Genomic DNA, 18332 nt, shown 5'->3' with positions numbered 1-18332 from the left:
AGTGTGCTAAAATAGTATTATCAACTAGGAATGTGAGGGTACTATTTTAGCCTTTTGATTATCCGAATACGAAAGGCAAAAAATGCAAAAGAAAATGCAAACCGAAATTATCGATTACAACGGTAAGAAAGTCACTAAGAAGATAAAATTTAATGGACAAGTCAGCTATTCCCTAAAAGGTGTCTATATAGGGACTGATGTGAAGACAGGAAAACGAGTTACTGCTTCACTATCAGCAAAAACTTTACGACAATTAGATAGAAAAATTATCAAAGCAAAGATTGAGTTTGAAGAAAATGGCTCAACTGTCAAAGACATTTTAAAAGTAACTACTTTTGAAGAATTAGCAGAAGAATGGTTCTTGAATTTCATCAACTGGGTTACTTCACAAAACACAATTAACCGTGTTCGTGGGTACCTAGACAACTACATTATCCCGCAATTTGGGGACTATAGAGTAGACCAAATCGAAGCTTCTGATATCCAACTTTGGGTGAATAAACTAGCTAAGAGAGCCAAGAAATCTGCTGAGTCAGGAGTGCTTAGGGCTAAAAAAGGTAGCGCTAAGGATTTCGGGGCAATGGTTCACAAACTAAGTGATATTTTCGATTATGGCATCACGAATGCAGGATTAACTTATAATCCTGCAAAATCTGTCAAAATTCCACCTAAACCAAAATCACCAAAGAAAAGAGTAATGGTGCTTCATGATGAAGAGTTATCTGTTTGGCTAGACTATTTAGACAGCTTGCAAAATACACGAGCTAATCGCCGATTTAAAATTATCTGTCAGACACTTCTAGCTTCTGCCTTACGAATCAATGAATTACTAGCGTTAGAAATTGACGATTTAGACTTTGAAAGCAACGTAATTAAAGTCAGTAAAACATTGATGTGGAAAAATGCTAATAAGAAGCACCATACAAAAGGAGAAGTTATCTGTAAATCGACACCAAAAACAGATGCGGGAAATCGAAAAGTACCTGTCCCTGAGGATGTTCTTCTTGAATTAGAAACTTTTCACGAGGAAATGAATACTTATTTTGAAAAGCATAACTTACCGAAATCGAATCTCATTTTCCCAACCATTTACGGGAATTATATGTGTGATAGAAATGAGCGTGCTACGCTCAAAAAACGATTGATGAGTCTCGGTCTTCCTGACTATGGTTTCCATCTATTTAGACATACCCATGCAAGTTTAATGCTGAATGCTGGGGCAAACTGGAAAGAGCTACAAACCAGAATGGGACATAAATCAATCAAGACTACAATGGATACCTATGCAGAATTAGCTCCACAAAAGCAATTTCAAGCAGTTGACCTATATCTTGAAAAGATTACTAAGTTAACCAGTTAGGTCGCCTATCACTACCTTCATCACTACCTTTTCTTGAAAATTCAAAAGCAAATAACTGTAAACGTTGATATAACAGCGTTTATAAGATGCTGAAATAGGAAATATTTAACCCTTACTGAAGTGAAGTAGGGTTTCATTACATTTCAGTGCATACTGAAAACCTTGATTTTATGCGATTTCTAATTTTTTGAAATTCAGTAGATTGCAATATAAATCAATCGAATCTCTACACTTTTTAAGATTAAAATTTAAGTAGAACATGCAGATAATAAAAGGAACACTTCGTATGAGGTGTTCCTTTTATATAACCAAAACTCTACAATTTGGAATAGTTCATTTATTATAATTATATCAAACCTTATGTTTTTTATTTTTGTATAGATAAAACTTTTGGGATTATCAGGTGCCCCCAATATCTGATGATTCTAATTTTTCAATTGATATTGAATCTAGTAAGAAACTTTCCAAATCATAGCTTGATAAATATTTCAACTGTCATTAGTCATTCTCTTAGACCAATAATTCTAATTCTTCTATATATTGCTATCCACACAAAGTACCTTCTACCTCCTGCTAACCTATTCTTGCAGGAATATGATGTAATTCCAACTCCTCATCTCCAAAGATTAGCTTTATATTAAGCTGAGTGGGGTGTACATCATTATCTAAGGTTCCAACAATTCTAACATCCATTTCCGGTTTAAATTGGACACCAATCAGCGAATCATCGAACCTCTGATTTCGTGTAATATAATTTCTAGTTCTTTCTAGAGGAATCGCTCCCCAACACTTTATTGGCTCCGCTCGCTCAACAATCATTCTAGGTATGTATTCTGGAACAAACTGGTTAGGCGCTATACGCAAACCTCCATTTGCTCTAAAAGATTGATATAAAGCCTCAAACAATTTGCTTCTGCCTTTTGCATATTTACATTTAAAATCAATGATGTTTTCAACTTCTTGGGCTATATCATCAATATGTTCCTCAATAAAGTTTAGAACTTCTTAATTTTCTGGTGTATTAGGTCTTACTTCGTAAATTCTTTGCCAGTTATTATCATTCCCTTCATAGTTTGCGCAGTTAAATTTGGAGTCTTCATTAAAGCTTAAACCACTGATTTTACTTCGTGTGTGAGCTGCATACATCCTCCTTGCCCTATTTTGCGTTGAATTATTTTTTCCACCAATGATTTGAACGGAGGAACCACAACTTGGACACAACGCATACTTTTTCCCATTTTGGTAACAAGGATAGTTTTTGTTCGTTTTATCTTCAAATCTATTGATATTAAATGGAGACCCCATATCCAGCTTTACATATTTCATTAGTTTACATCCTTATCTTTTATTTATACCCTAGTTGTATTGCAAAGTTTAATCACACTACAAAAATATACATGCAAAAGAAAGCAGGGCATTATTACAAAAGAATTGATATACTTCATAACTTCTCTATTAAATAACTCTTTCTAGCTAAGGTGACTTTTAAAGTATTTTCTAAATCCTTATGGACAAAAAAGAGAAGACTAATTCTTCTACACCAATTTAAAATTCCTGCCTTTACACGGTTCAGGAAGGTGAGAATTCTAGGAGAGCTTTTTAAATATATTTTTTAGCCCCAATCTCCCCTTTTACAAGTTGTTCATGCTATCCGTACATTAATCCATACTATTCCACAATCTGATATGATAAACGATTTGTTTTATCCGTTCCTCTAAATCTAGAATTTTCAGATTAGACTCATTTCATGTGTTTCACCAATCTAATATCTTATCTTCATACGTAAAAGGTACTTAGTTTTTTATTTGACGAGGAAACATCCTGCCAATCTAAGAAAAATCACTCACTCTGTCCTTCACTTCTGAGAATTTCGACGAAGCGATGAGTGAACTGAGCGGTCATGCCCCAGATATTCTCCGGAAGATTTTCGTAAAAGGGAATAGAACGCTTATGATGGCTGAAAGAATAACCGATCCCAGCCCTCAGGCGTTCAAAGGGAAAGTCACAATCAGGAACAACTTTTGAGTCTAATTGATAGTAAACTGGATCTGTCTCTAACAGGGCAGTCAAAGGAACCGTAAAAAGTCGCTCTACTTCTTCATTGGGCTGGATGGCATGCCAATCTAGATGTAGACACCCCACAAAACAACGAATGGTTGAGCCAGCCAAGACCAGATAATCAATTTCTCCCAGTAACTCTACTTGACTGTGATGAATATTAAGCTCCTCTACTAACTCACGAATAGCAGCCATCTCGGCTGTCTCTTCATTTTCAATTCCTCCTCCAGGGAAAGAAACTTCACCTGGCTGGGAAATGAACTCACTACGAATTTCATAAAGAACCTGCCATTGCCCATCAGTCCAAACCAAGGGCAGACAGACTGCATAAGTATATTTTTCTCCCAAAGGCTGGGGGTGGTAGTGTTCCAATAATGCCCGTACCCTCTTTGTCATGACAACTCCTTGCTAACTAGTGATTTCTTTTTTCTCATCCTATCGAATTTTTATGAAAATGGCAAGAGCTTTGATTGAAAACAAACTGAGAGTTTCGTTCTCAGTTTGTCTATATATTCAACGAAAATCAAAGATCTATCAGACCAGAAAACTGATGTCCAGTCAAACAAGTTGCTAGGGCGTTGAGTTTCTTATTTTCCTTTTAACATGCCCATAATGCCTCGTGTCACCACACGTCCAACTTCTCGTCCAACTTGGCTCATTAAATTTTTAGCAAAGCGATCCATTATGGAATCTGTTTTCCGACCAACTGATTGGTTAGCTTTCTGAGCAGTTTTAGAGGTCTCTTTTTGAGCTTTTTCTTCCATTCTTGCAGCTTTTTCAGCTTGTTTTTCTGCCTCGGCCTGTTCAGCTTTTTTGATTAGTTCGGCTTCTTTTTCCTGCGTCATAGCCAAAATCTGCTCATGGGCTGACTCCCGATTCACTGCGTCAGCGTATTTTTCCATCAAAGAAGAACTGTTGATAGCTGAAAGGATAAGACTAGACTCCACAGTTCCCAGCTGACTCTTTGGTGGGTAAATCATGACCCGATCCGCAAAACTTGGTGTTCCATCTGTTTGAAGGGTTGAAACGACAGCCTCGCCGACCTCCAATTCTTGAATAACCTTGGCTAGGTTTTCGCTCCCTTCTTGACGGAAGGTTTCAGCGACTGTAGTAACCGTCTTGAGTTCTTTTGGAGTAAAGGCTCGTAGACCATGCTGGATACGATTCCCTAGTTGAGACGCCACGCTATCTGGAATATCAGTCGGATTCTGTGTAACAAAGAAAATACCAACTCCTTTGGAGCGAATCAGGCGGACAATTAACTCAATTTTTTCGAGCAAAACTTTAGGAGCATCTTTAAAGAGTATATGGGCTTCATCAAAGAAAAAGACCATCTTAGGCTTATCAAGGTCGCCCACTTCAGGGAGGACCTCATAGAGTTCTGATAAAAGACTGAGCAAAACTGTGGAATAAAGAGTTGGTTGATTGAAGAGTTCTGTCGCTTGAAGTACATTTATCACACCTCGCCCATCTGTGGTTGTTCGCATAAGGTCTGCAATCTCTAGGCTAGGCTCGCCAAAGAAAATTTTTCCACCCTGTTGCTCTAGAACGACCAGACTACGCAAGATAGCACCAATCGAACGAGAAGGAATATTGCCATAATACTGACTCAGCTCTGCTGCATTCTCTGCCACAAAATTGAGCATAGCCCTCAAGTCCATCAAATCAATGAGCAAGAGACCACGCTCATCTGCCACACTGAACACGATATTAAGAATAGATTCTTGCGTATCATTCAATCCCAACAAACGGGTCAACAAGACAGGACCTAATTCTGAAATAGTCATGCGAACCGGTGTACCATTTTCTCCAAAAACATCCCACAACTCAACTGGATAACTTGTCGGTGTGTAGTCTAGGTACTGAGTTTTTTCAAGGCGACTAGGGTCAATTTCCTTCCTATTAGCCTGCACTAAACTATTTAAATCTCCCTTAATATCCGATAAAAATACGGGAATCCCAGCATCACTCAGCTGTTCTGCCAAAACCTTCAATGTCACTGTTTTTCCTGTACCAGTAGCTCCTGCGATAATCCCGTGACGGTTGAGACGTTTGAGCTGCATTTCCGCTCGATTACGTCCATAACCAAAAGCGATTACTTCTGACATAGTCTATCCTCTTTTCCGATTATTTCTAACTTTATTATAGCACAGTTTCTAGAAAATAGCAGAGCAGAACCCTAAAAATGATAGTTCATACTTTTCATATTATATGGGCAAAAAAACTCTAACTTTCTGGACTTCTGTAAACATTTCCTCAATATCTGCAAATTGGTAGCGATTACTTGTTTTTTTTTGCCGAAAAACACTTACATTTTCAGACTTTTTCTGTTATACTCTCTTATTGTGAGAACTTTCGCAAATACGTTTTAATAAATATAGTAAAAGGGGATTATTATGGCAGCACAACAAGACACGCTGATTTATAATATCGACAAAAGCATCAGGAAAAAAGCAGACTTGATTGAAAATAATTATTTTGCTTATGCCGTTCGCTCCATCATGGCAAGTGTTTATCTGGCGATTGGTTTAGCCATTTCGGTTTATACAGCCGATAAACTGAACCATATCGTTGATGGTCTTGGAAAATTCAGCTATGGACTCATGTTCGGCTGGTGCTTGGTAATGATTTTATACATGAACGCTGAGCTTGGTACATCCAACATGATGTATATGACTTCTGCCATTCACCGCAAGGTCATTCCTACAAAAACAGCTTTGAAAATCTTGGCAACCTGTATCTTCTTCAACTTTGTCGGTGCAGTACTTGTCTGCTTCCTCTTATCACTAACCTCACCATATCAGCATATTGACCAGCATAGTTACCTTTTCGAGGCTACTGTGGCTAAATTGGCAAAAACACCATTGACTCAATTTGTTGAAGGGATTTTCGCCAATATTGTCGTGAACATCGCCGTATTTGTTACTATGCGTATGAAGGATGACGCTGGTCGTGTTATTTCGTTGATTTTCATCATCTTTATCTTTGCCTTCCTTGGTTTTGAACACGTTATCGCCAACTTCTCTACTTTCTCACTCGCCTTCTTTTCAAATGGCGGTCCTGTTGAAGGGATGAACGTCCTCAGTATCCTAAGCAACTTCCTCTTCTCCGGACTTGGAAACTATGCCGGCGGTGGTCTCTTGATTGGTCTTCTTTATAGTTGGCTAAGCAATAAGTCAAAATTATACGTTGACTAATTTCCTAGCTTTTCTTTACTGTTAACCGCTGGAACTCCAAGCATAGCCTTGAAGGCTACCAAAACAAAATATATCCCTACGGTCGGAACTTCGACCGTATTTTTTTATTTATTTTATATATCTGCTTGACAATTTCTTCTTGTAGGTGTATATTTTATATATAGTATTTTTTGATATATAGTTGTTTTATATATATGTCAATTCTATATCCACTGCTAACAAAACGAGAGAAAGGAGTGACTGCCATGCATTTTCCAGTTCCTGCGGTGCTGACAGAATTTCTCATCATGGCCATATTGGAATCTGATGATTCCTATGGGTATGAAATTTGCCAGACAATCAAACTGATTTCCAATATAAAGGAATCAGCCCTTTATCCCATTCTAAAACGATTAGAACAAAATGACTTTTTGACTACCTATTCCCGTGAATATCAGGGAAGGATGAGGAAATACTATAGTCTGACCCAGTTAGGTCACGAAGAATTGATTCGCCTCAAAGATGACTGGGATACCTATACCAATACAATAAACGGCATCATAGAAGGGAGCATCCGTCATGACAAGATCTGAATACATGGCTCAGTTGGAAAAATACTTGAAAAAATTACCACACAAGGAATTCCAAGAAGCTATTACTTTTTTCAACGAATATTTTGATGAAGCTGGTCCAGAAAAAGAATCAGCTATCATAGAAGAATTAGGCTCTCCTAAAGAGGCTGCCAGTGAGCTAATCAATAACATGCTCAGTCGACATATTGAAGGAGAAACAAAGGATGGCGACAAGCTGATGGATAGCACGAAGCCAAATAACCATCCGATCTATGTCTTTGTTGCCCTTGCGTTCACTTTTCTGTTGTCCTGGTTCTTTCTCTCCTCTGGATCTGTTCTAGGAATATTTGGTATTTTCATTGGTGCGATTTGTGGAGCTTTCTACCTTGGGAAAAACTTACAGGAATTTCGAGCGGTCAAAAAGACTGTCTGGTTAGCTTTCTTAGCCATTCTATCTCTTCCAATCGCTATTCCAGCTACACTTCTTTTAGGCGGAGCCTTGATTTTTCTCATTTTCCTAGTTCTAGGCTTTCTGATTGGTGGGCTAGCGTTAGGCATAGGACTTTTCATTGGCGGAGCCTACTTGATTTGGGAAGGTTTTAGTCTGCTTTCTCAAGATTTTAATGTCTTCCTCATGGGTTTGGGTTCCGGCCTCTCTCTCATCGGTGGTTCCATTCTTCTTTATATCCTAACAGGATTTTTCGCTTACTGGTCTTGGTGGCTGGTTAAGGCTTGCTTTAAATGGATATTGAAACGAGGTAAACGAGCATGAAAAAGAAATTGACAATGGCAATTATTGCCGGTTTTGTTAGCTTAATTACGGGTTTAATTTTAGCAGGAATCGGATTTTTCTCTGGCGGCATCACCAGCTTGGAAAAAATCGCTACACCTAAACAAATCCATCAAACTTATACGAATCTACATACACTCAAGCTTGATTTTATCCACCGCAATATTACCATCCGGGAATCTACCGATGATAACTACCACATAACCTATACCAACTCTAAAAACCATATCTTTCCGTCACTCAAAATTTCTGAAAAAGACGGCGTCCTAACTCTGACAGCAAAAGATCGGGAACTTTCTATCACAGGAATCATGCAATTTTTTGGAGAACATCTGGCCTCCAACAGGACAGATGCACAGACCGTTATCATTCGAGTCCCTAAGAACAAGGGATTAGCAAAATTAGAAGGAAATCACTATCCCTACTATTATGGTTCTAGCCCCTTGACAATTGAAAATGTTCATATCAAAGAAGTTAACCTATCAGCTAGACTGCATCTCAATAATGTTCAAATGGATGGTGGCACAATTGACACCTCTTATGTTTCCGTAGATCAATCAAAACTGAAAAACATTAGCGTCTCAGTCTCAAACTCCGAAGAAAGCGCCAAACTTTCTGATACTAGCTTGGAAAATGTGAAAATCCAAGGCTACCAAAATCTACACGTGTCCAATGCAACCTTACTAGGTGAAAACATCTTTACTCCGACAACAAATCAAGCTCTGACCGTCACCAATCTCGACTTGACCGATAAGAGTTTACAAGATCTTAATCTCGATATCAGCACGAAAACAGATATGAAGAGTTTAGCAAAACACCTAGGTTATCACTACAATACAGAAGAAGAATTGAAGGACATTGTTGGGAATACGAGTTACTTCAAAGAACAGGCTGAACATGTTGGTATTTTTACTAAAGACAAGTACGAAAAACTCACTGTAAAACAAGAAGGTGATAAGCAGACCTTAACCCTTGAAAAAAAAGGTAGTAAAAACAAGCTGACTCTTGGAGCAACAAATGCTACCATCAACCTACGAACACCAAACTAATAAATCGAGACAATACCTTGTCATGTGAAAAAATGGTAGAGCCTTCCAATCTGCTATCAAAAACAATAAAAACACAAACTGCTTTATTTCATTCCCCTCCTAGAAGGCCTGTCCATGACTGATTTTTAGTATTGCAGTATGATAAAAACCAGCTTAATGTGTATGAACTAGGCTGGTTTTCTTTGATAATTAGAGCATTATGCTATATTACAATACAATCATTCGCGAAGGGGACATTTTTCTGGTACAATAGATTTCATTATGAGAAAGGAGACGTCCGGAGATGACAAGCGATAACCTACAAAACTACTCCCGTGACCTGTTGGAAGAAAGAGGGATTCAACTTGAAGATATTGCTACCTTAGTTATGCACTTACAAAATAAATACATCTCCGATTTGACTCTAGCAGAATGCTTAGAAAATGTCGAAGCTGTTCTTGCCAAGCGAGAAGTACAAAATGCCATTATGACTGGAGTTGAGATTGATAAACTAGCTGAGCAGGGATTCATTTCTCAACCTCTCCAGTCAATCTTGATAAATGATGAAGGCCTATATGGTATTGATGAAATTCTTGGACTATCTATTGTCAACCTCTATGGGACGATTGGTTTTACCAACTATGGATATTTAGACAAATCCAAGCCAGGTATTATTGCCAAGCTCAACAGAAAAGATAGTCCGCATTGCCACACCTTCCTTGACGACATCATCTGTGCCATTGCAGCTGCGGCTGCCAGTCGCATTGCACATAACGATCCGGAAAAGAGTGCCATCACCAATCAGAAATAACATGAAAGACCAACTGCTCAAATTGAACAGTTGGTTCTATTTATTTTTGATACAAACTCCTCTTGCATCTATAGCTTTTTTCTGTTATAATACACGCGCAAACGTTTTCCATAAAAAAAGAGGAACAAATATGATTCAAGCAGAACATCTTTCAAAAACCTATTCTGTCGTTGACAAAGAAGTCGGACTAAAGGGTTCTATTAAGGCTTTTTTTAAACCTAAGAAAAAATCCATTCCGGCTGTCCAAGACATTTCTTTACAAGTAAAAAAGGGAGAAATCATCGGCTATATCGGATCTAATGGCTCTGGAAAATCAACCACTATCAAAATGCTGACGGGTGTTCTCCATCCTGACCAAGGACAGGTCTACATCAATGGACTCAACCCTCAGGAAAATCGCAAAACTGTCAACAAGCAAATCGGTGTTCTATTCGGTCAAAAATCTCATCTGGATTGGAATTTGCCCGTACAGGAATCCTTTATCCTTCATGCCAAAATCTATGATGTTCCAGATGCAGTCTTCAAGGAAAGACTGGCTAGCTTAATTGAACTACTAGACTTAGCAGACATCATGAAACAGCCGGTTCGCAACCTCTCCTTAGGCCAACGCGTTCGCTGTGAATTTGCAGCTATCTTCATCCATCAACCTGCTGTTGTCTTTCTAGATGAACCAACCATTGGCTTAGATGCCAGTGTCAAGGAAACCATTCGTTCCTTTATCCGCTATATGAACCAACGCTATCAGACGACTTTCTTGATTACCTCTCACGATATGAAGGATATTGAAAGCCTCTGCGAGCGAATTTTCATTATTGACGAGGGTAAAAAGGTCTATGATGGTTCGCTCACAGCCCTCAAAGAACGCTTTTCAACTATAAAAACTATTCTCTTTTCTACCGAGAAACCAGTTGAGAAAGAATTGAAGCTGGAAGGTTTGGAATTTGAGCGTAAAGATGATTTTCACTTTGAAATTCGCTACCAGAGTAAGATATGGACCAGCGCTCAAGTCATTGAGCAGGTATTCAATCATTTCGTCATTGAAGATGTAACAATGAAAGAACTAGAGATCGAGACCATGATCCGACAAATCTATGAGGAGGGTATTCATGCGTAAGTATTTTTACTTGACTCGACTCATGATGATGACCGCCTTGCAGTATAAGGCATTCTTTGTGGCAAGCTTTGTTTCTCTGGCGGTGAAAATTTTAGTGGCTCTCTATGTTTGGAAAACTATTTTCTTTACTCAACCAGAAGTGAACGGTTTTACATTGCAGACCTTTACCACCTACATCATCTTTGCCAACCTTTTAGCCAGTCTCAACTCCTTTTCACTAGGCAAAGAACTTTCCTATCGTATTTTAGACGGAAGTATCGCTGGAGAATTTCTGAGACCCTACTCCTTCATTGTATCTCTTTTTTTCAAAGACCTAGGCGACAAACTTTTAGAACTCTTTAAGTTCTCCTTTATATTTATCGGAATAGTGCTGATCCACCAAGATTTCTATCTGCCCGATGGCCGAACCATTCTGATTTTCCTCCTCAGCTCGCTACTAGGTATGTTCATCGTTCAGTTGTTGGATATGGCTTTTGGTTTTCTAGCTTTCTTTACGGTCAATGCTTGGGGTGTCATGCTACTTAGAAATGGTCTCTTCAACCTAGCTTCGGGGGCACTTTTGCCTCTTAGCTTTTATCCACAGGCTGTAGAAAACATCCTTCGGTTCCTGCCCTACAATTATGCAGTCAACGTCCCAGTTTCTATCCTATTAGGAAAAGAAAGCAACTTAACTGCACTTGGTTTACAGGCTTTATGGATTCCTATCTTATCTGGCTTTATCGCTTTGCTTTGGTCCCAAGCCAAACGCCGCATCGTCATCTTTGGAGGTTAATTATGAAGAAGTACATCAACCTCTATTTCTATAATCTCAAAGTCTTTATGATGGCTCAAATGTCCTTTCGGATGGATTTTTTTATCGGACTATTCTCCTCTTTGATTGAACAAATTGTTTACCTGGTTTTCCTCAATATTCTATTTGGTAATATCAAGGAAATTGCTGGCTTTAACTATGGACAAATGCTCTTTATCTACGGTATTGCAACAGCAGGACGATCCATTCATTTGATTTTCTTTGATAATCTTTGGTTGTTTGGCAGTCGCTATATTCGGAAGGGAGAATTTGAACGACTGCTCCTCATGCCTGTCAATCCCTTATTTCAGCTCATTTGCGAACGAATCCAGCCCCAAGGAATCGGAACGACTCTCATCGGTATTCTAGCCCTTATTCAGGCTTCCAATGAACTTAGTATGGAGTGGTCCTTCTGGAAATTATTGTTACTGATTTTCATTACCATTTGTATCGGTCTACTCTACGCAGCTATTCAACTTGGACCAACAGCGCTTGCCTTTTGGATTGTAGAGTCCTTCCCTCTGACGATGGGAATTTTTTCCCTCAACCAGATGGCTCAATATCCTCTTAATATTTACCCAAGACTTATCCAGTTTCTGTTAATTTTTATCTTCCCTTACGCATTTACAGCCTATCTCCCAGCTCTCTACTTCTTCGACCTATCTATGTGGGGCTTGGCATTACCAATCGTAGTAGCTCTAATCTTTGCAATTAACTATAAGCTCTTCCGCTATGGAATGACGAAATTCACAAGTGTAGGCAACTAAAAAGATCAGGAAACTTTTCTGATGAGAACCGAAGGCAGGAAGCTAACCTGTGCATATCATCTGAAAGAGCTACTGAAGTGAAGCAAAGGTAGATTTTATAAAGAAGAAATTTTAAAGACCTATAAACATGATCAAAAAAGATACAAAAGATTGCAACAAAAAGTTCCAGAGTTAATAAAAACTTTGGAACTTTTTAAATCAAAGACAGGCAAAAGTTGATGCTGTAGAGAGCTCCAAAGGTTTGGGAAACCTTTAGAAGTTGAAAATCAGCCACATTACTATCTTATAGCTTGATCTTTCTGAAAAGTACAAAGGCTAGAGGGCAGATCCCCTGTTATCTCAGTCAATATACTGCAATTTCCCACGAAAATCTTCAATCGTTTCATAACCCTTTTCTGTCATGATTGCTTGTAATTCAGCAGTAATACGTCCAAAGGCAACGATCCCTTCTTTTTGAAGAGTTGTCCCGATTTGGACCATACTAGCGCCACAAAGAATATGCTCAAAGGCATCACGTCCTGTCAAGATACCACCTGTTCCTACAATCTGAATATTAGGTCTTAGGCGCTGATAGAAGGCATGTACATTAGCCAGAGCAGTTGGCTTAATGTACTCACCACCAATACCACCAAAGCCATTTTTCGGCTTGATAACAACTGACTCATCCTCTATGTAAAGCCCATTGCCAATCGAATTAACACAATTGATGAAAGCAAGAGGGAATTGATTAAAAATAGTAGCTGCTTGATCAAAATGAACGATGTCAAAATAGGGTGGCAATTTGATTCCCAGCGGCTTGGTAAAGTAGGTAAATACCGTATACAAGAGCTTCTCTGTCATTTCAAAATCATAGGCAATCTGAGGTTTTCCAGGGACATTTGGACAAGAAAGATTCAGCTCAATCAAACCTTTAAAGTTGCTGTCTTGAACTCTTTTCAAAATCTTATGGGTCTCATCGGGCGACATCCCGACCAAAGACAAGATGAAGCGTTTCTCTGGCTCAGCTTCTTGCAATTCTAAAAGGTAATCCAGATAGTAGGCCAAACCATGGTTTGGTAGCCCCATAGAATTGATGGAACCGAGCGGAACATTCTGATAACGAGGTTCTGGATTACCAGAACGACATTCCAAGGTCGCTGTCTTCGTCACAAAAGTTCCTGCCGCAGAATCCTTGACTGCTGCCAATTCCTCTCTAGTCATGCACCAAACCCCTGCTGCATTCATCAAGCAGTTGTCAAAATCAAATCCACCTAATCTTGTCGCTGTTGAAACCATCTTTTCTCCTTTTCCATCATTTTCTTACATTATAGCATAGCCTCTCTTCTATTTCGGTCGAATGACTGTCAACGTTCGTCTTTACAATAGTAGCCATCTTCTTGTGTAGAAAATTTGATAGGTTTCTCTTTACAATTAAAAATCTTGGTGTTATAATATTATCAGATAAATTAAATTGTCTGATAATTTAATCAAGTCCTAGAAAATCAGTAATCGGCACGACAATAAGACCGTGAGAACGGTATTGGAGTTCAATAAACTGTCTTAGAGTAACCGATGACCGATTTTTTAGAGTAAAGAAATAGAAAGAAATCAGGTTCCTTTATGTCAAATGTAAAAACATATATCCAAACATCTTTCGAGGCCGTGAAGGCTCGCAATCCACATGAGACAGAATTCCTTCAAGCAGTAGAAGAACTCTTCAATTCTCTTGAACCGGTGTTTGAAGCCCATCCAGAATACATCGAAGAAAACATCTTGGCACGTATTGTTGAACCTGAACGGGTTATCAGCTTCCGTGTACCTTGGACTGACAAAGATGGTAAAGTTCAGGTCAACCGTGGCTACCGTGTTCAGTTCAACTCAGCGGTAGGTCCTTACAAAGGTGGTCTTCGATTCCATCCAACGGTTAACCAATCCATCCTCAAATTTCTTGGTTTTGAACAGATTTTCAAAAATGCCTTGACCGGGCTTCCAATAGGCGGTGGTAAAGGTGGCTCCGATTTTGACCCTAAGGGCAAAACAGACGCTGAAATCATGCGTTTTTGTCAAAGTTTTATGACAGAGCTGCAAAAGCATATCGGTCCTTCTTTGGATGTCCCTGCTGGTGACATCGGTGTCGGTGGACGTGAGATTGGCTATATGTATGGTCAATACAAGCGCCTTCGCCAATTCGATGCGGGTGTCTTGACTGGTAAGCCACTTGGTTTTGGTGGTTCCCTCATCCGCCCAGAAGCAACGGGCTATGGCTTGGTTTACTTCACAGACAACATGCTCTCCGCCAATGGTAAGTCTTTCAAAGATCAAACGGTTTTGATCTCTGGTTCAGGTAATGTTGCCCAGTACGCTGTCCAGAAAGCAACCGAGCTCGGTGCAAAAGTGATTTCTGTTTCTGATTCAAATGGCTATATCATTGACGAAACAGGTATTGACTTTGATCTCTTGGTGGATGTTAAGGAAAAACGCCGCGCACGCTTGACAGCATACGCTGCTGAAAAACCAACTGCTAAATACTTTGAAGGTTCCGTATGGAATTACGATGGAAAAGCAGATATTGCCCTACCATGTGCCACCCAAAACGAAATCAATGGGGAACAGGCTGCTACCTTGATTAGAAATGGTGTTTACTGTGTAGCTGAAGGTGCTAACATGCCATCAGACCTTGAAGCGATCAAAGTGTACAAAGAAAATGGCGTTCTCTATGGTCTTGCCAAAGCTGCCAACGCTGGTGGTGTAGCTGTATCTGCTCTTGAAATGAGTCAGAATAGCCTACGCCTTTCATGGACTCGTGAAGAAGTTGATGGTCGTCTCAAAAATATTATGGCTAATATCTTCAACACCGCCAAAGAAACTGCAGAAAAATATGACCTTGGTACAGATTATCTTGCAGGTGCCAACATTGCTGCTTTTGAACAAATCGCTAATGCAATGATTACTCAAGGTTTGGTGTAAACTACTAAATAGCCTCCAACATTATATTCATACGAAATCCCGAATTGACATACCAATTCGGGATTTTTTTATCTTACAAAATATCTTCTACAATCAAACCTGTCCACAAACATCCTCATGGACAAAATGACACAACGACTTATCTTGACACAGCAGGCAAATCTATGCCTGCCTGACGCAGAGCCTCTTGATAAAAGCAAAAGAATTGATGATAAACCTTTGTCTGCTGACCATTGGCTACAAAAAGATTGACTCGGAAGACGAATTGACCCGAAGGAGTATTTTGAGGTCCCAAAATTGTCACACCCGTAATCTGATCAAACCGAGTGACCTCCCTACTATTGACCTCTTCTACCACTCGGTAGACCTGCTCTAAATCTGTGTTAAACTTAAGCGGAATATCCACTTGCGCCCGCATATCTCCACGAGAGTGGTTGCTAACGACCAAGATATTCCGATTGGGAATAAAGTGCAAGGTTCCATCTGCATCCCGTATCTGTGTCGTCCGAATCCCCATGCTGATAATAGTACCTGAAATAGTGATTGGACCGTTAGTCAGCTTTACTACATCGCCAACATTGAACTGGCGTTCAATCAAAATAAAGAAGCCATTGACCAAATCTGAAAGAAAACCTTGCGCTCCCAAACCAATGGCCACACCCGCAATTCCTGCACCTGCCAGTAAGCTAGATACTGGCAAACCTAAAACACTCAAAATACAATAAATGAGAATGAAATAGAGCAGATAATTGAGGATGCTCTCTACCAAACGGCTAATGGTCTTTTGACGTCCTATTTCCTGAGTGGAAACCTTGAGAGACGGCACAAGAAGTCTTTTGACCGATGCCTTGGTGATTTTCTTAATGATATAAAAAACACAAAAAAGTAAAAGGAGGGATAAGACTTTATTCAAAATAGACACAACAATGACTTCAAGGTCAAATTGGGATAAATATTTCATGATAAAATTGTTCATGTAATCATTATAGCAGAAATCCTATCAAAAAAACTGAAAAGGGAGTAGGAAATGTGTATTACCAAGATTTGCTCGACAAACTTCCATCTTCAACCTTTAAAGTCTACTGCAAATCAAATACCGCACTGAGACAAGAAAGAACCATCTCAGCAGTAAGTCTATTTTTTCAACCTCTTAAGTTACTTCTTTTTAAAATATTGACGTGTTTCCTTGATGATAACAGGAGAGAGAGCTAATAAGGCAATCAGATTGGGAAGAGCCATCAGTCCATTTACAATATCTGCCAAAGTCCAAATTAAGTCTAATTTGAGAAAACCACCCAAAGCAACCATTACTACAAATACTAAACGATAAGGCAAGATGGACTTGGTGCCAAAAAGGAAGGCGATACAGCGCTCACCGTAGTATGACCACCCCAAGATAGTTGTAAAAGCAAAGAGAACTAGACTGACTGCCAATGCAACCGCACCGGGATTCCCAAAAACAGTCGCAAAAGCTACCTGAGTCAGAGAAGCACCAGCCAAGCCCTCTACCGTCCACTGACCTGTCACTAAGATAGAAAGACCTGTCAAACTACAAATGATAATCGTATCAATAAAGGGACCTATCATAGAAATTAAGCCCTGCTCTACTGCATTATCCGACTTAGCAGCTGCCGCTGCAATCGGTGCTGAGCCAAGGCCGGATTCATTAGAGAATACTCCACGAGCAATTCCTCGTTGAATGGCTTCTTTGACTGTTGTACCGGCAAAACCACCCAAGGCTGCCACAGGAGAAAAAGCAGACTGAAAAACCAGTTGCAAGGTTGGAATAATCTGTTCAATATGAACCATCAAAATCCAAATGGTAGCCACAATATAGAGGATAGCCATGAAAGGAACAACCTTGGTCGACACTTTTGAAATCGTTTCAATCCCACCAAAGATGATACAGGCTACTAGCACAGCTAATAGTAGACTAATCAATCGAGGAGACAGACCAAAGCTTGCTTCCAAAGCAGAAGTAATTGCATTGACCTGTGAGAATGTTCCAATTCCTAGAAGAGCAACAAGAACTCCTGAACCCGCAAAGAAAATTGCCAAGGGTTTCCATCTATGTCCCATCCCCAAAGTAATATAGTGCATAGGACCGCCAGCTGCTTGTCCGTTACTATCTTTTGTCCGATACTTAATGGCCAAGAAACCTTCTGCATACTTGGTCGCCATGCCAAAAAAAGCTGCGACCCACATCCAGAAAAGGGCACCAGGACCTCCCGTTGTAATAGCTGTTGCCACCCCAACAATATTTCCCGTACCAACTGTAGCCGCAAGAGCAGTACAAAGAGCTGCAAAGCTGGATACATCTCCGTGACCGGATTGATTGCTTGAGAAGATTAAGCGAAATGCTGTCGGCAATTTCCCCATCTGAAACCAGCTCAAGCGGACTGTAAAATAAACTCCCGTTCCGACTAAGAGTACCAAAAGAGGCGGTCCCCAGATAATATTATTGATATTTTGTATCACTCCTAACATATATTCCTCCTAATAAGCAGATTTGTGACCTGTCTTCAAACATCAAAAGAAACATCCTATTTGACTTTGAAAAAACTTTATTTTCCGATAAAGCTGCTGGAAAACAAAAAGAGGCTGAATTGTTCAACCTCTAGAAACGATGCGAAAAATACAAGGAGTTCCTATCTTTCTTCGCTCTGTCCTTTTACCTGAGAGTTTCAGCAAGTATGCTCGATGAAAATCAACCCACTCCTTATCTGAGAAATGATCCCTTGACGATGTTTGAGTTAGATTTTCAAAGAATATACTGCCTTGCCCCTTCGGTGCCATAATGGTCTCTCCAGAGTTCCGTCCCTTGGACAGTCAGTCTCCCTCCTACCCAATATCAACCGGTTATTCAGTTTTATCTTGCTTTCATTGTAGACTATTTCCCCGAAAAAATCAAGAATAGTTT

17 protein-coding genes and 1 riboswitch are annotated in these 18332 nt (G+C 39.5%); of the genes, 10 read left to right on the top strand and 7 right to left on the bottom strand.

Going from position 1 to position 18332, the window contains the following annotated elements; translation table 11 throughout:
- The first annotated feature begins 94 nt into the window (after positions 1–94).
- Complete coding sequence (locus BZG42_RS01345) at positions 95–1360, top strand: tyrosine-type recombinase/integrase (RefSeq protein ID WP_155995412.1); 1266 nt, start codon at positions 95–97, stop codon at positions 1358–1360.
- Positions 1361–1933: 573 nt separating this feature from the next.
- Here BZG42_RS01345 and BZG42_RS09930 read toward each other — a convergent pair.
- The 4 genes from BZG42_RS09930 to BZG42_RS01330 all read right to left on the bottom strand — a co-directional run bounded on the left by BZG42_RS09930 (position 1934) and on the right by BZG42_RS01330 (position 5526).
- The gene (locus tag BZG42_RS09930) at positions 1934–2266 is read right to left on the bottom strand and encodes a hypothetical protein (RefSeq protein WP_201443300.1); all 333 of its coding nucleotides are present in this window, start codon (positions 2264–2266) and stop codon (positions 1934–1936) included.
- A gap of 99 nt (positions 2267–2365) precedes the next feature.
- Positions 2366–2686, bottom strand: coding sequence for a hypothetical protein (locus tag BZG42_RS09925; protein WP_201443299.1), 321 nt, complete (start codon positions 2684–2686; stop codon positions 2366–2368).
- A gap of 513 nt (positions 2687–3199) precedes the next feature.
- A complete protein-coding gene (locus BZG42_RS01335) occupies positions 3200–3814 on the bottom strand; it encodes an NUDIX hydrolase (RefSeq protein WP_155995408.1) in 615 nt (204 codons plus the stop codon).
- Between the two features lie 191 nt (positions 3815–4005).
- Positions 4006–5526, bottom strand: coding sequence for a helicase HerA-like domain-containing protein (locus BZG42_RS01330; RefSeq protein ID WP_024532157.1), 1521 nt, complete (start codon positions 5524–5526; stop codon positions 4006–4008).
- A gap of 288 nt (positions 5527–5814) precedes the next feature.
- Here BZG42_RS01330 and BZG42_RS01325 point away from each other — a divergent pair, with 288 nt between their 5' ends.
- The 8 genes from BZG42_RS01325 to BZG42_RS01290 all read left to right on the top strand — a co-directional run bounded on the left by BZG42_RS01325 (position 5815) and on the right by BZG42_RS01290 (position 12466).
- Positions 5815–6615 carry a formate/nitrite transporter family protein gene (locus BZG42_RS01325; protein WP_120171281.1) on the top strand — a complete coding sequence of 267 codons (801 nt, stop codon included), beginning with the start codon at positions 5815–5817 and terminating at the stop codon, positions 6613–6615.
- 245 nt (positions 6616–6860) lie between these two features.
- The gene (locus BZG42_RS01320) at positions 6861–7187 is read left to right on the top strand and encodes a PadR family transcriptional regulator (protein WP_024532159.1); all 327 of its coding nucleotides are present in this window, start codon (positions 6861–6863) and stop codon (positions 7185–7187) included.
- Positions 7174–7938, top strand: coding sequence for a DUF1700 domain-containing protein (locus BZG42_RS01315; protein ID WP_155995338.1), 765 nt, complete (start codon positions 7174–7176; stop codon positions 7936–7938). The genes BZG42_RS01320 and BZG42_RS01315 overlap by 14 nt, the downstream gene beginning before the upstream one ends.
- Positions 7935–9005 carry a DUF4097 family beta strand repeat-containing protein gene (locus BZG42_RS01310; RefSeq protein WP_155995339.1) on the top strand — a complete coding sequence of 357 codons (1071 nt, stop codon included), beginning with the start codon at positions 7935–7937 and terminating at the stop codon, positions 9003–9005. The genes BZG42_RS01315 and BZG42_RS01310 overlap by 4 nt, the downstream gene beginning before the upstream one ends.
- 283 nt (positions 9006–9288) lie before the next feature.
- Positions 9289–9795, top strand: coding sequence for a phosphatidylglycerophosphatase A family protein (locus BZG42_RS01305; RefSeq protein WP_155962821.1), 507 nt, complete (start codon positions 9289–9291; stop codon positions 9793–9795).
- Between the two features lie 130 nt (positions 9796–9925).
- Complete coding sequence (locus BZG42_RS01300) at positions 9926–10909, top strand: ABC transporter ATP-binding protein (RefSeq protein WP_155995340.1); 984 nt, start codon at positions 9926–9928, stop codon at positions 10907–10909.
- A complete protein-coding gene (locus tag BZG42_RS01295; protein WP_155995341.1) occupies positions 10902–11681 on the top strand; it encodes an ABC transporter permease in 780 nt (259 codons plus the stop codon). Before BZG42_RS01300 ends, BZG42_RS01295 begins: the two co-directional genes overlap by 8 nt.
- A gap of 2 nt (positions 11682–11683) precedes the next feature.
- A complete protein-coding gene (locus BZG42_RS01290; RefSeq protein ID WP_155995342.1) occupies positions 11684–12466 on the top strand; it encodes an ABC transporter permease in 783 nt (260 codons plus the stop codon).
- 339 nt (positions 12467–12805) lie between these two features.
- Here the strand turns inward: BZG42_RS01290 and BZG42_RS01285 are convergent, their stop codons facing one another.
- Positions 12806–13741, bottom strand: coding sequence for a dihydroorotate oxidase (locus BZG42_RS01285; RefSeq protein WP_155995343.1), 936 nt, complete (start codon positions 13739–13741; stop codon positions 12806–12808).
- 324 nt (positions 13742–14065) lie between these two features.
- Here BZG42_RS01285 and gdhA point away from each other — a divergent pair, with 324 nt between their 5' ends.
- Positions 14066–15412 (top strand): NADP-specific glutamate dehydrogenase, encoded by a 1347-nt coding sequence (gdhA, locus tag BZG42_RS01280; protein ID WP_024532167.1) that lies wholly within the window; start codon positions 14066–14068, stop codon positions 15410–15412.
- Positions 15413–15551: 139 nt separating this feature from the next.
- On the opposite strand, the gene BZG42_RS01275 is transcribed toward gdhA, so the two are convergent.
- Positions 15552–16388 carry a mechanosensitive ion channel family protein gene (locus BZG42_RS01275; protein WP_120171271.1) on the bottom strand — a complete coding sequence of 279 codons (837 nt, stop codon included), beginning with the start codon at positions 16386–16388 and terminating at the stop codon, positions 15552–15554.
- A 179-nt stretch (positions 16389–16567) separates the two neighbouring features.
- Entirely contained in the window at positions 16568–17899 is a 1332-nt protein-coding gene (locus BZG42_RS01270; RefSeq protein ID WP_024532376.1) for an alanine/glycine:cation symporter family protein, read from the bottom strand.
- 166 nt (positions 17900–18065) lie between these two features.
- Positions 18066–18232, bottom strand: a riboswitch (glycine riboswitch).
- Positions 18233–18332 lie beyond the last annotated feature (100 nt).

The organism is Streptococcus sp. DAT741 (genome assembly GCF_009866825.1).
Classification (GTDB): domain Bacteria; phylum Bacillota; class Bacilli; order Lactobacillales; family Streptococcaceae; genus Streptococcus; species Streptococcus ruminantium.
This window is presented reverse-complemented; position numbering and strand designations above follow the sequence as displayed.

Coding starts and splice junctions, on each gene's coding strand:
- BZG42_RS01345 (WP_155995412.1), top strand. CDS start 95: ATGCAAACCGAAATTATCGATTACAACGGTAAGAAAGTCACTAAGAAG.
- BZG42_RS09925 (WP_201443299.1), bottom strand. CDS start 2,686: ATGAAATATGTAAAGCTGGATATGGGGTCTCCATTTAATATCAATAGA.
- BZG42_RS01335 (WP_155995408.1), bottom strand. CDS start 3,814: ATGACAAAGAGGGTACGGGCATTATTGGAACACTACCACCCCCAGCCT.
- BZG42_RS01330 (WP_024532157.1), bottom strand. CDS start 5,526: ATGTCAGAAGTAATCGCTTTTGGTTATGGACGTAATCGAGCGGAAATG.
- BZG42_RS01325 (WP_120171281.1), top strand. CDS start 5,815: ATGGCAGCACAACAAGACACGCTGATTTATAATATCGACAAAAGCATC.
- BZG42_RS01320 (WP_024532159.1), top strand. CDS start 6,861: ATGCATTTTCCAGTTCCTGCGGTGCTGACAGAATTTCTCATCATGGCC.
- BZG42_RS01315 (WP_155995338.1), top strand. CDS start 7,174: ATGACAAGATCTGAATACATGGCTCAGTTGGAAAAATACTTGAAAAAA.
- BZG42_RS01310 (WP_155995339.1), top strand. CDS start 7,935: ATGAAAAAGAAATTGACAATGGCAATTATTGCCGGTTTTGTTAGCTTA.
- BZG42_RS01305 (WP_155962821.1), top strand. CDS start 9,289: ATGACAAGCGATAACCTACAAAACTACTCCCGTGACCTGTTGGAAGAA.
- BZG42_RS01300 (WP_155995340.1), top strand. CDS start 9,926: ATGATTCAAGCAGAACATCTTTCAAAAACCTATTCTGTCGTTGACAAA.
- BZG42_RS01295 (WP_155995341.1), top strand. CDS start 10,902: ATGCGTAAGTATTTTTACTTGACTCGACTCATGATGATGACCGCCTTG.
- BZG42_RS01290 (WP_155995342.1), top strand. CDS start 11,684: ATGAAGAAGTACATCAACCTCTATTTCTATAATCTCAAAGTCTTTATG.
- BZG42_RS01285 (WP_155995343.1), bottom strand. CDS start 13,741: ATGGTTTCAACAGCGACAAGATTAGGTGGATTTGATTTTGACAACTGC.
- gdhA (WP_024532167.1), top strand. CDS start 14,066: ATGTCAAATGTAAAAACATATATCCAAACATCTTTCGAGGCCGTGAAG.
- BZG42_RS01275 (WP_120171271.1), bottom strand. CDS start 16,388: ATGAACAATTTTATCATGAAATATTTATCCCAATTTGACCTTGAAGTC.
- BZG42_RS01270 (WP_024532376.1), bottom strand. CDS start 17,899: ATGTTAGGAGTGATACAAAATATCAATAATATTATCTGGGGACCGCCT.